The sequence below is a fragment of the Kineobactrum salinum genome (genome assembly GCF_010669285.1).
Taxonomy (GTDB): domain Bacteria; phylum Pseudomonadota; class Gammaproteobacteria; order Pseudomonadales; family Halieaceae; genus Kineobactrum; species Kineobactrum salinum.
Map to the genome: position 1 here is coordinate 1,273,354 of NZ_CP048711.1, position 12,868 is coordinate 1,286,221.

Genomic DNA, 12,868 nt, shown 5'->3' on the forward strand with positions numbered 1-12,868 from the left:
TTGGGTTCCTTTAAAACTTCTTCGTGACCATAACGGCAAGGGATCTCGGCCGATCAACCCTGACAGACACCGCATTCGATGCCGACATCGCCGCACGGTAGGAGCCCGTTTCTCTATCGGTGACATTCTTGGCGACTATGGCCACTTCCCAGCTCTCATTCGCATCACTGATGGCCGCGCGCAGATCAAGTTTTGCATAGCCTGACTGGGCAGTTAGCGGATCGATACTTGCTTGCTGATAGAAATCTGAGGTGAAATATAACCAGGCTCCCACATTGAGCTTAAGGTCAGGGGTTATGGCAAAGCCATAACTGCCTGTCACGCTGCCACTCCATTCCGGTGCATAGGCTTTTGGGCGGCCACCAAGATCCTGCAGGCAGCCGGGTATAGTGGCGTTTTGCAGCAAGGTGCAAGGGGCATTGGGATAATCCAGATATTCCGCGTCCAGGTACCCGATACTGGCGCCCAGGTTCAAACCATCCACCGAGCGCAGGGCAATTTCCGCCTCGATTCCCTGTGAGCGCGCCTTGGCTACATTGCCGATGATGCCGTTAAAGACACCGGTCTCTGGGTCGATAACGGAGGTCGATTCCTGCAGATCATCATAGCGGCTGTGGAACACCGTTAAATTGGTAGTCAGCCCTCTATCGAACCATGCGGCTTTGATACCAGCTTCATAGGACTCGACGGTTTCCGGTTCGAACATGTCCAGGTTCTGACCGATATTCCAGCCTCCGGCCTTGAACCCGGTTGAGTAGGACGCATAGATCATGGTATCCGCGCTAAGGTCATACTGCACATTGACCGAGGGCATAAACTTGTCATCGGTACGCTCGGTAACCGGATAGTCGCCTGCGGCACGACCGACAGTACTGGTCCAGGCGCTGAACGCATCGTCGGAAAAGTCCTCTACAACCTGCCCTACCTCGTTGCCGACACCCGCTCGCGTGCTACGATGCGCCTCCTTGCGGATAGAGCTGTAACGGGCCCCGAGGTCAATCCGGAATTGTTCCGTTATATTGATGGTCGCGGCGGCAAACGCCGATCTATTGGATTGATCCTGTTCGCCGAATACCTCCTGAGCAATCGGTGTACTTTCTGGAATAACGCCAGCCGGTGGCACCAGCGCCCAGAAAGGGGCGAAGTAAAAACCCAGGTTGACCCCGCCTTCGAGCCGGGAATCGTCATAATAGAGCCCCATCATATAATCGACCCGACCACCCAGATCGGATTGGAGCCGTATCTCCTGGCTAAACGACCTGAAATCTTCCGGCTGTGAGAGCGGCAGGCCACTCGGCATATCGAGCCCAGGCACGGGAAGTATCGCGCCGTTTACCGTAGTTCTGAAGAGATCGTGCTGGTAATATCCCGTGGTCGACGTGATGGTATGCTCATCAAGTGTCCATGCCGCGGTCAGAGCGCTGTTGACAGATTCCAGATTGAAACTGGAATTTCCGGTCGCGGTGACATAATCGATTTCATTGTCGTGCAAGCCCTCGTCGATGAGGGCCTGGCATGCCGGTCGCGGGCCACCAAATTCCGGGCCGGGCGGGCAGTGGACGGTCTCCTGCAATTCCGAATTTTTGTCATCATAGTCGGCATAATCGACCCGCAGGTTGACATCGAGATCAGATGTCTCATAGCGCAGCGCCACCCTGCCCTGCACGTCCGAGTTGTCCGGCCCCTCAGTGTCAAACCGCCGGTTCTCGACATAGCCGTCCATCCCGAAAGACCGGATAGCGGCGCGTCCGGAAATCGTATCGGTCAATGGTCCGCCTACTGCCACCTGAAAATCATACTCATCCTCGCCCGGTGCGTAGAGCGCGGATGCATAGCCATCAACCTCCTGAGTCGGTTTGCGGGTCACGATGCTCATCGCACCCGCAATGGCGTTGCTGCCGAAATAGGTGGACTGGGGACCTTTCAGTACCTCAATCCGCTCGAGATCGAGGAAACCGCCACGGATTACCTGTGACCGGCTTATGTACACACCGTCAACGAATATCGCCACCGCCTGCTCGAAACCCATGTTAAAGCCGGAGCCAACACCGCGAATATTCAACGAGTCCGAGGCACCCGCATTGTTGATCCGGACCCCACTGATGCGGTTGCCCAGATCGATAAAGTCCACCACCTGGGCGGCGCGCAGTTCATCACCCCCGCAACGGACACGGACATCGGCACATCCTGCAAACTTTGCGCGCGTCTTTGCGAAGTAACCACAATCTCTTCCAGGGCTGGATTGTTGTTCGCGTGGATATCTTGCGCCAAAGCTGCTACCGGAACCAAAGTACAGGCAACGCAGGACGCAACAATCCTGGCTGTACGGACTGGTAGCAGCTTGCCCCTGAACTCACCTTTAGCTTCACTGATTTTCATTCGACCACCCTCTGTTATTGAGCATTCATTGCCAACTGAATGCCATGTTTTTAGTCGTTTCGGAGTATTGATACATCGCATTATCTTATTTCCTAATACGTTATACTAGCATAACGTATAATACAACAACAAATTATTCCTGCGGTGCAGAGATATCAACTACCTGCCTCCCATAACACCCACCCTGCGCCCGCCGTGGCGATATGTGCTGGAAAATAGTCAACCACCTGGCATGTTGCCGCAGGCTGGGCAGCACTCATCGCGCCCGCCGTAACCAGCCAGGTTCGCAGTTCACCGGTACCCGAGTCAGTTGCCGCGGAGCGAAACGAGAACAGTCCTTCCAACTCGTCCAAATTGCCCGATTCAAGGCATTCCAACACCCAGCGATCAAGGACCTGGTCGACCCAGCCTGAGCGAGGTCCAGAGGGATCGTGGGACATCCCACCACTGCCATAAATCGCGACCGGCAGGGAAAGATCGTTGCAGATCTCCCCAATCGCGCGGCCAAGCGCCAGACATCGCTCCCCGGTGAGGACCGCGGTCGACCGTTCGATAGTCTTGATAATGACTGGCACGACCGGTATCTCCAGTCCTGGCATCAGCAGTGGTAAAGGCCGGGTAAGTGCGTGCGGCGCTCGCCGCTCCGGGCGTCCCTGGGGATTGATCCGGCGGCTGATGGACACATCAAAATCCTTGCGGACCAATTCTGCCTGCAACTGCGCGGCAAGCTCCGGAATGACCTTCAACCGTACGCCAAACCGATCGAAATCCTCCCAGAACTGAGCCGGTGGCTCCGAATCAAAGTCGCCGCAATTGTGGAATCCCTCAATCTCCTCTTCGCCTGAATAGATCATGACATTCGGCAGATGGGCCGCGGAGAACCATTCGTCCTGATCGCCGGCGATAACAATCAAGGCCGCGGGCTGGCGTGCGGCAAGGGCGGTCTCCAGCCGCTGGAATGCCAGCCGGCGGCGCTCGACCCACTCCTTGACCCGCACCTCGTCCTCCTGCCCGACCTCCAGCGGCTGGGGAATATCGCCGCTAATCAGCTGCCAATACCGCTTCCAACCCGGATAGGTGTCCTGAAACAAACTGGGGAAATGCGAGGACGCCATCCCGACGACTATAGGCATGCTCATTACCTCCAGATAACAGTTGCCACACCCGTGGCCGCATGGTGAAAAGGCATGTAATCGATAATCTCGGCGCGACGACCTGTACTCTCGAGAGCGGCCCCCGCGGCAGCCCACAGGCGTATTTCCGCCGAGCTTCCCAGCAGTGTCCGAGACCGCGCGCGCCAGATACCTGCGATCTCCGCCGAGCGCCCTTGCGTCAAGCGCGCGAGCACCCAGTTGTCAAGTACATCGTCAATCCACCCGGCCATATCTCCACCCGGGGCGCCGGACAAGCCGCCACTGACGAGAATCCCCAGGCGCTGATCAGTCAACTCTGCGGCCTGGCTGAGCGCGCGGCCGAACGCATGGATTCGGGCGCCCGGGATCACCGGCTCGACATGACAGTTAATATGGATGGGAATAAGCGGTAGCGTATTTGCCAACCGCGCCACTGCCTCGACTTCCTGCCCACCGACGCCGCGCTCCGGATTTCCCACAGGCCGGAAATCACCGCGCGATTCAGCAAGGTCGAAACCATCCCGAACCAATTGTTCGATCAGTATGTCAGCCAGTTCTGCATGACAGCTAAAGCGTTGGATCGCCGACGGTTCTCCGAGCGCTTCGATCGCGGTGTCGCCCCACACCTCTCCCCCGACCTGCATATGGAGTTGCGGCACGTTGGAATCGTCAAACAGATCGCCCCGATCCGCGGTAAGTACAATCAGCGCGTCCAGCTCACTCTTTGCGATTAATTGCTCGATGGCCGAGAACCCGCGGAAAACCCGGTCCTCGAAATCATCCAGGACCGCACTATCTTCGCTGCCAGCACTCTCCGGTTGAACCGCGCCCTTTCTAAGAAACTCAGAGACTGCGCCCCAGTCGCTGCGCTTCCTGTAAAGAAGCGGAGAGTAGCTAATCCCCGCACCAATTATGATTGGCATACTGTCTCCCCGTACATTCGACGCTACTGAACTGCTGCAAACTTATGTCATGATAGCATAACTTATTATGTAGTCTCAATATGGGTTTCCAGCTGTATTCAAGTCCCACCAAGGGCGAATAAACCAAGCTGAGGCTACAACCGCGGCCAACCTTGACGGGCAGCTGAAAAACAGCCTGCCTCATTGGCCACGCCGTGGTGGATGACCAAATCAAGCACCTAAGTGATTGATCTGTAGGGGAGAATACAGGTGCAGTGTATCGGAGAGAAGAGGAGTTCAGAGCGCCACATTGGCTTGAAGCTCTGCAAGAGGAAATTGTCAGGAATGCATAGTCAAGGAAGAAAGTGACAATCCCGAAGGTGACAGGAGGCAGTTTGTATTGGTGTTATTGGTGTTATTCCTGTTCTTTCTGACTTTCAACGAAGTTATTGATGTTCATATAACAACGCTCCAACAATTTGGGAAAGAGTTTTGCCTCCCTCTCAGAAAAACCCTCGGTAATCACCTCAAGCAATTGTTGCCGTTTGGCCGCAACATCTTCAGCCACCTTCTTGCCGCCATCGGTAAGAAAGACCAGCGCCTTGCGACGATCCTTGCCCGTCATGCGCTGGACAAGGCCTGCCTTTTCCAGAAAATCAACTGCTTTGCCAATCGCAGCATCCTTCAAATTCAGACGGATACCAAGCTCACGCTGAGACATCCCGTCCAACTCGCGAAGAACAGCGAGGGGATACCAGGCGCTAAGCGTAAGATCCATCGGCTCTAGCAGCACATCGATCGCGCGGATTTCCAGAATCCGGATCATCCGGACGAGATAATCGACCTGACCCTCAAAGATTGGCTCAAGATCTATATGAGAGGCCTGAATGTTGTGGGGTTCGTTAAATGGCTCGGAACGACGTGGTGCCCTGGGCTTTTTTCGTGGCTTCATGCTAGCTATCATAATGATCCGGCAACTATTTGTGACGACATAACTTCTTCGAGGTATGTATTCTACGTTAGTCCCGGGTGTTATTGTCAACTACCCTTTACGTAAGGTTTTCGGACGAAGCTTGTTTATCCTGACCCATTTGAGACATCCTGAGGACACTTGCCACCACACAGGCAGACGCCGCCCCAATCAGCATGTGGGAAAAGGAGATCTGGCCGCGGAGTTGGCAGCCAGCCAATCGCTCAGAAATTGAAGCCGAGGGTGGCGCCGAAGGTTCGCGGCGGTTCGAAATAACAACCAGCCGGCCCCGGTACGGCATTGGCGCATGATGTCTTCACCACATTGTCTTCGAGGTTGCGGACATAGAGCTGGATCGACCAGCGATCGGCGGGCGCGAAATAGCCCAGGTTTAAAACCGTATGGGTGTTGGCTTTCTGGTAATAGCCCGGCGTGTCTTGAGTATAGACAGTCCAACGGCTACTGGTATATTTGAAGTTTAGGCTGGCGCGAATCTGCGCGCCGCTGTCGAGATCAAACGCATGCTGATAGTCGAGATTAACCGTCCAGCGTGGCGAGAACGGCAGTCTAACACCGTCGAAACTACCACCGGGCGTATCCAGAATGTCAGCCACCGCATGCAAGTACGTCACACTCACACCCAGATTGTCATTTGGGCCTGGCTTGAACCGGGAGTCCAGTTGGATGCCATGAACTGTTGATTTTTCGGCATTGTAAACCAGATTTTGCGCGGTTGTCTGGTCGCGCGCGCTAATCTGATAGTTCTCGTAGTCATAGTAAAACCCTTCCAGATTCAGCGTTAAGGCACCATCCGCCAAGCGGTTTTTTACCCCCGCCACGTAGGCAACCAGCGTAACCGGCTCGAATGGCTTGGCCGCCGGCTCCCCGAGCACCTGCGGTCCGGTACTGAACCCGCCCGGCGTAAAGCCTGATGAAATATTGGCGTAAAGCATGGAATCGGTCGCCACATCAAATTCGACGCCTCCTTTCCAGTCCACTCGGTCCTCGTCAAGCCGGCCTTCATAGGCATTCACGACCAACAGGTCTCCCGTCGTCGCCGAAAAGGTGGAATTGGACCCATCCACGCTTTTGACATTCTCGGAATAGCGCACACCGCCCGTAACGCGGAATGCATCGGTCAGCGCATAGGTTCCCTGGCCGTAGACGGCGAAGCCGTGGGCTGCCGCATCAAGCACATTGAAGAATCGTACCACCGGCACCGGCGCCACATCGAAAGCGGAGTAAATATCCTCATCGAAATAGTAGATGCCGAACAGACCTTCAACCCTGTCGGCCGTGACGTTGAGGCGCGCTTCGTGACTTTGCCCCTCCGAGGTTTCGGGATTCAGTAACTGAACAGCCGGTGGCCCTGAAAAAAGACCGCTGTTTGAATCCTGGTCCAAATAACTGTAGCCGCCTATGTAGATCAACGTGAGACTGTCGCTGAAATCGTGGCGCAACGTCAGACTGCCCTGGTAAACATCCACATCGTACTTGTATCCCTCCTCTTCGGCGTCGAAGAGAACGCAGGCGCCGTCAGCAATCGAGCACTCGAGATTGGGATCGTTTATCAACGTATTGCCGATTCCTCCTTCACTGGTGTAGGTCAATACGCCAGTAAGCTCTGTAGCAACTCCGGGGGTCCATACCAGGGTTTGCCGCACCGCGGTACTGTCCTGGTCATCCAATTGATTCCTGGGTTCGATATAGCCATCATGGCGTTTGTGTGTAACCGCAGTCCGCGATAGGAGGGTATCTGAAACCGGAATATCGATACCCGCCATCCCCTGGAAACTGCTGTAATTGCCGGCTTCCAGAAAACCGTCAAAAGCGAAACTATCGCCGGGAGTACGACTCATCACATTGACGACACCGCCAGTCGAGTTGCGGCCGTACAGCGTACCTTGAGGACCGGGAAGAATTTCCACGCGGTCAACATCAAAGAACGCCGTACCCGCCATGGATTGAGGAAGATAAATGCCATTTAAATTAAGCGCAACGTTGGCGTCGGCGTTCGGCGAGGCCAGCGCCTGGCCTACACCGCGAATATAGATATTCGCCCGCGAACGGATTGGGGCGACCGCGACGCCAGTCGCCAGATTGGTGATTTGCACAAGATTGGTAACGCCGAGGTCGGTGAGACGTTTATTATCGACTACCGATACAGCAGCCGACACTTTTTGTAGAGTCTCCGATTTCTTCTGTGCCGTAACGACAACTTCTTCATAGATGGCTTCACTATTTCTACCGAAGGCTTGCCCGCCAATCGGCAGAGTCAATGGCAGAATCAACAGAGAACCGGCAATACGAATGGAGATTCCCTTACCCATGCTCACCTCCCCAACAAATTTTATTTGATATTTGCAGTCAATTTATAACACTATTGACTTGGCAAGTATGTTATCTCACCATAAGGTATTATGTCAATGCATTATTGTTGCAATCTCCAATCTACCTGGCACCCGAAACAATGGGGGACTGCGGTCGCGGGCCTTGTGCTGATTGTATTGTCGCTTGCAAACCCGGGCCTGGCATGGGCGCAGAGCAATGTGCCTGATGATAACTTGACCGAATCTGCGGAAATGCCGGTCCTCTCGGTAAGTCCCGTCGTCATCCCGGCTCCCGGCCGTGGTCAAGGCCTGAGTGTGCGAGTTTCGGCACCCCTGACCGGCAGCGATCTGCCGATTATCGTTTTTGCCCATGGCAATGCGCTCTCGTCAGACGACTATGCCCCACTCGTCAATTACTGGGCCAGCCAGGGTTTCGTAGTGATTCAACCCACCTTCCTGGACGCTGCTGTACTGAACCTGGCGCCGGGCGATCCGCGCAGGCCTTCGATCTGGCGTTATCGTGTCGAGGATATGAAACGCGTGCTGGAAAATCTCGACCTGATCGAGAACACGGTTCCCGGCCTGGAAGGACGGATGAACAGGGATCGCATCGCTGCGGCCGGCCATTCCTATGGCGGAATCACCGCAGGCATGCTGCTGGGCGCCCGGGTTATCAGGCCGGATGGCACGAAACAGGATCTGTCCGACCCGCGAATCGATGTCGGCATCCTCCTTGCCACGGCAGGCAGGGGCGGCGAGGATTTGAGCGACTTCGCTGTTCGCAATTTTCCGTTTATGAACCCGAGTTTCGCCGAGATGACGCGGCCCGTGCTGGTTATTGCGGGGATCGGGACATCTCTCCCCTGACTGTTCGGGGACCGGACTGGTACACCGACCCCTACTCCTTGAGCACCGGAAAAAAGTGCCTGGTGACGCTGTTTGGAGCAAAGCACATGCTCGGCGGCATTGCCGGTAGAGAAATGAAATTAACGGAGCATGAAAGTCCGGAGTATGTCGCCGCAGTACAGCAGCTATCTTCGGCTTACCTGCGTAGCGCATTTTTTCCCACTGACACCAGCTGGTCAGTGGCGCGCAGAAGGCTGACTGAAGTGTCCGACCCCTTGGGCGAGGTCAAATGCAAGTGATTCAGTTCCTGTCCCCGCTTTTGCGGACTGGGCCCGCAAGCGTGGTTTGAAAAGCCTTCACCTGGCCTATTCAATATCCTGTCACGAGCGCGTGCTGTTTTCCGCCTCGATCATTTTCTCCAGTTTGCGGCGCACACGGACAGAGCCTTCATCGATGCGCAGCAATAGCGGTTGCAACTCCCATAAATTCTTGTCCCCCATGCGTTCCTGCTGGGCGCGTATCATGGGTTCGTCTTCGGTCGAAAATATCTGGTTTCGCGTTCTGGCAAATTTTTCATTGAACTCAGCGTCATCGACGGCAAAATCGCGGGTGGTTGCAAAAAAATAGTGAGTCGTTAATCCTGTTTCCGGCGTCACGATATGCGCATTCATGGTGTTCATATTATTGAGCGGCCCTTCCCGGTCAGCGCCTGACGGAACATTCCCGCCACTCAGCGTCATCACAGCCGGTGGCGACCATTCGACATTATTCCAATAATCGACACGGTCCTCCTCGGTAATATTCCGGATGGAGCGCATCAAGGGAGACGGCACTTCATCCAGGCAATCCCGCAAAATGGTCACACGGTCGCCGGTTTCTGCTACTTTGGCGCGGGTACGGGTAAAAGCGCCTGAGCCCAGGGTCGAGGCATGCAGAAAATCAACGTGGGTAAGATCAAGAATATTGTCCACGAAAAGCTGGTAATTGCCGTGACCACAAAGATAACCCTTGCTGAACGCCGTCTCCGGGGCGGTTTCCAGGAAGCTGAGGTCACGCAGAAAATCCAGATTCGCGGTTTCAGGCTCGCCCATCCAGATCCAGATACCGCGATAGGCTTCAGCAACAGCATAGTGTTTGACCGCCATGCTTTGCAGAATTTTACCGTGCGGATTGAAAACGCACTTGCCACAACCGTCAAAGGTGAGACCGTGATAACCGCAGGCGATGGTTCCATTTTCCACCTTCCCCTTGCTGAGCGGCGCAAATCGATGCGGGCAACGGTCGTGGACCGCGCAAACCTTGCCGCCGCTGTCGCGAAACAGGACCACGGGTTCATCAAGGTACCGCCTGGCAAGCATGCCGCCCGCTTCAACCTCATCCGACCAGGCAGCCATGTACCAGCAGTTGCGAAGATAGCTCATCGAAAATCTCCCCATAAATTCACAACCAATAGGCGCGATCCAATAATCAATGGTAATCCCATTGATGAAAGCCCGGAATTATCCATTTGAACTTCTGATGTGTGGTGAAATTGTAACTGATAGCGCCCGCTTACACCACCCTTAATAAGTTATTAGGTAATAAGTTATTGCAGAGATGCACCATAAGTGCATGGTGGCAGAGCCCGCTACACCCCTTCAACATCGCTTTATACATCCGCTCGAACAGCGCTCCGTATGGCGACGCACCCGTGATTCCTGGCTGGGACGACTGCCAAAATCGTCATTGATGGCGACGGCGATTGCATCCCGATGGCGCTCCAGCAGGCCGGCCAATTTCTGCAGATGCGTGCTCCGCTCATGCAGCGAGGGATAGGGATACCTGCGCGATGCTGCACGCTGCGCAGCAAACACTGTGCGCAAACGCGCCCGCTGAATCCTCCGGGGCACATTCGGCGGGACTGGACATGAGGCCCCCTGTCCAGCACGGGATATCGGGTGGTGCCATTCCAGCCGAACCGGGCTTCTTTGTGGGCGTAGCCCATGATGGTGCGCTTCCTTCGTCAGCGCACCCTATCAACTGGTGGTCATCAGGGATTCGCGCGGGCTCGCAGCCGCATAGGGTGCGTTGAGGCACGAAACGCACCGGGTATGGCTCGGAGCGATTGTGGTGATACCGTTGGGGCGCGTTCTTTGTCGGCATGGCTTGTAAGTCAAGCGAAATCCGGCCGGGAGATCTCAAAGCGTTTATGGGGTAGAGCCCAAAGCGGTTTAGTGAAGCCGGCCCGTCCCTCGTTGATTGGGTAGAGCCCCGGACTGCCCGAGCTGGCGGCCAAACGCAAAACCCCACCGGGCGGTGGGGCAAATTTGGTAGGACCAGGCGGATTCGAACCGCCGACCTCTACCATGTCAAGGTAGCGCTCTAACCAACTGAGCTATGGTCCTGCTGTTTACAGGGGGGCGATTATAAAGGAGCCTTGTAGCAGCAAGCAAGCCCCGGGTTACCGAACAGTGCGCCGAAGCGTCATCCGTCTTGACACCATTGCGGGTCCCCCGGGTTATTTCTACGGACCGGCTTCGTAAACAATCTCGCCATTGATGATGGTCGCCTTTACCACTGTCTCGTGCAGCTTTTGTGCCGGTACTTTATGGGGGTCCTGGTTGACCACAACCAGGTCGGCGATCATGCCTGGCGCGATCCGGCCGACACGGTCGTCGTGCCCCATTTGCCTGGCCGCGTTGACCGTGTACATTGCCAGCGCTTCATCCACCGTAATAGCCTGGCCCTTGCCAAAGGACTCGCCCCCGCCAAGGGTCTCACGCGTCACCAATGTTTCGACACCGATCCATGGGTTGACCGCTGGCACAACGGACCAGTCTGAACCCGGCACTACCAGGGCCCCGGCATCGATCATGTCGCGCACCGGCCAGACGCGCTCTATGCGTTCGGGTCCGACTGCTGCGATGATGCTGTCGTTGATCGGCGACGGCGCCCATAGATAGGGGGATACTTCATAGGTTGCGCCCATCGCGCGGGCGCGAGGCAGGTCCTCTTCGGATACAAAGGTGCAGTGGCCGACGTTGTGAAGCAGGCCACTGAAACCGTTGGCCTCACGCGCCGCAGCAATGGCATCCAGGCCCCGGCGCACGGCAGCGTCACCCGCGGCATGGAATTTGACCGTCAAACCCTGGACATCGAAGTCCGTCACGACCTTTTTAACGTCCTCGTCCGAATACATGAGTATGCCTTTGCGGCTGGCCTCATCGTCCCGCCCCTCCACGATATCGGCGTAGGGCTCCAGCATCGCACCCGTATGGCTGTCAGTTGGCACACCATCCAGGTATAGCTTTACACAATCCGGCGACAGGCGCTCACGGGCGTAGAGCTGGCGCCGCTGAATCAATGATTCCACATCCTTGGGGTCCTCACGCCGCCCGCCCAAACACAGCCGCACGCGCTGTTTCAGGTCGCCATCATCAGCCAGAGCGGCAAAGGCTTCCGCTTCCGCCTCACCCGTCGTCGCAGAAACAAAAGAGGTGATGCCACCCGCGAGCATGGTGTCAAGCGACCATCGTACCGCAGCCTTGCGCTGCGCAAGATTCGGCGGTGGCACCAGATCGGCAATCAACTGTTGCGCATTTTCCCTGGTCACGCCGGTGGGATCACCGTTGCTGTCTCTCTCGATAACACCCCCGGGAGGATCAGGCGTGTCTCTGCTTATGCCCGCTTGTTCGAGCGCCATGGTGTTCACCCAGTCACTGTGTCCACTGGTATCCGTCAAAATTACCGGATTGTTGGGAGCCACCCTGTCCAGCAGCTCACGGTGCGGTATTCCGCCGAGGGTCGGGGCGTCCCATTGGCCGCCAGTAATCCATTCGCCGGGCTCGGCCGCCTCTACACACTGTGCGACCTTGTCCAGTACCTGCTGCAACGATGAGCCCTGCGCAAATTTACAGGCATTTTCCCGCAGACCTGCCATCATCGGATGCACATGCATCTCGTGGAACCCGGGCAGGACGGTATCACCCTGCAAGTCGCGTACCTCGGTACCTTCTCCCTTGAACTGGCTGACGAGATCCGAAGCTCCTACCGCCAGAATAACTCCCTTGGCACCAATGGCCATCGCTTCCGCCTGTCCGTCCACGGTATAAATCGATCCGTTGGTCAGTATCAAGGTCGCCTGGCCGTCTTCCAGCTCAAGTGCCTGGGACAGCGCCAGCTGGCTTGCGAGCGCTGCCGCAACACCACAGACGATCGTTCGGGGTAGCTGTAGAAATCTCATAAAACCTTACACTCCAGAAAATCCATGGGGAAGAGTAACGCTAATGAGCGGGAAGGTCGAGCAGGAGAACTTGGGAAGAAGAACGT

9 protein-coding genes and 1 tRNA gene are annotated in these 12,868 nt (G+C 56.0%); 2 read left to right on the forward strand and 8 right to left on the reverse strand.

Features of this window, described 5'->3' with window-relative positions; genetic code table 11:
• Positions 1-10: 10 nt before the first annotated feature.
• The 5 genes from G3T16_RS05415 to G3T16_RS05435 all read right to left on the reverse strand — a co-directional run bounded on the left by G3T16_RS05415 (position 11) and on the right by G3T16_RS05435 (position 7,714).
• Positions 11-2,305, reverse strand: a complete 2,295-nt coding sequence (locus G3T16_RS05415; RefSeq protein ID WP_332102885.1) for a TonB-dependent receptor — start codon at positions 2,303-2,305, stop codon at positions 11-13.
• Between the two features lie 229 nt (positions 2,306-2,534).
• Complete coding sequence (locus G3T16_RS05420) at positions 2,535-3,512, reverse strand: DODA-type extradiol aromatic ring-opening family dioxygenase (RefSeq protein ID WP_163494162.1); 978 nt, start codon at positions 3,510-3,512, stop codon at positions 2,535-2,537.
• Between the two features lie 5 nt (positions 3,513-3,517).
• Positions 3,518-4,435 (reverse strand): DODA-type extradiol aromatic ring-opening family dioxygenase, encoded by a 918-nt coding sequence (locus G3T16_RS05425; RefSeq protein ID WP_163494163.1) that lies wholly within the window; start codon positions 4,433-4,435, stop codon positions 3,518-3,520.
• A gap of 394 nt (positions 4,436-4,829) precedes the next feature.
• On the reverse strand, positions 4,830-5,366 hold the full coding sequence (locus G3T16_RS05430) for a MarR family winged helix-turn-helix transcriptional regulator (protein ID WP_163494164.1): 537 nt from the start codon (positions 5,364-5,366) through the stop codon (positions 4,830-4,832).
• A 242-nt stretch (positions 5,367-5,608) separates the two neighbouring features.
• Complete coding sequence (locus G3T16_RS05435; RefSeq protein ID WP_163494165.1) at positions 5,609-7,714, reverse strand: TonB-dependent receptor; 2,106 nt, start codon at positions 7,712-7,714, stop codon at positions 5,609-5,611.
• A gap of 165 nt (positions 7,715-7,879) precedes the next feature.
• On the opposite strand from G3T16_RS05435, the gene G3T16_RS05440 reads away from it, so the two are divergent.
• Both G3T16_RS05440 and G3T16_RS20990 read left to right on the forward strand, forming a co-directional pair.
• The gene (locus G3T16_RS05440; RefSeq protein ID WP_197911917.1) at positions 7,880-8,581 is read left to right on the forward strand and encodes an alpha/beta hydrolase family protein; all 702 of its coding nucleotides are present in this window, start codon (positions 7,880-7,882) and stop codon (positions 8,579-8,581) included.
• Positions 8,582-8,643: 62 nt separating this feature from the next.
• Entirely contained in the window at positions 8,644-8,859 is a 216-nt protein-coding gene (locus tag G3T16_RS20990) for a hypothetical protein (RefSeq protein ID WP_197911918.1), read from the forward strand.
• Positions 8,860-8,940: 81 nt separating this feature from the next.
• Here G3T16_RS20990 and G3T16_RS05445 read toward each other — a convergent pair whose 3' ends face one another.
• The 3 genes from G3T16_RS05445 to G3T16_RS05455 all read right to left on the reverse strand — a co-directional run bounded on the left by G3T16_RS05445 (position 8,941) and on the right by G3T16_RS05455 (position 12,782).
• Positions 8,941-9,981 carry an aromatic ring-hydroxylating dioxygenase subunit alpha gene (locus G3T16_RS05445; protein ID WP_163494166.1) on the reverse strand — a complete coding sequence of 347 codons (1,041 nt, stop codon included), beginning with the start codon at positions 9,979-9,981 and terminating at the stop codon, positions 8,941-8,943.
• Between the two features lie 886 nt (positions 9,982-10,867).
• Positions 10,868-10,944: transfer RNA gene (locus G3T16_RS05450), tRNA-Val, on the reverse strand.
• A 119-nt stretch (positions 10,945-11,063) separates the two neighbouring features.
• Positions 11,064-12,782 (reverse strand): amidohydrolase, encoded by a 1,719-nt coding sequence (locus tag G3T16_RS05455; protein WP_163494167.1) that lies wholly within the window; start codon positions 12,780-12,782, stop codon positions 11,064-11,066.
• Positions 12,783-12,868 lie beyond the last annotated feature (86 nt).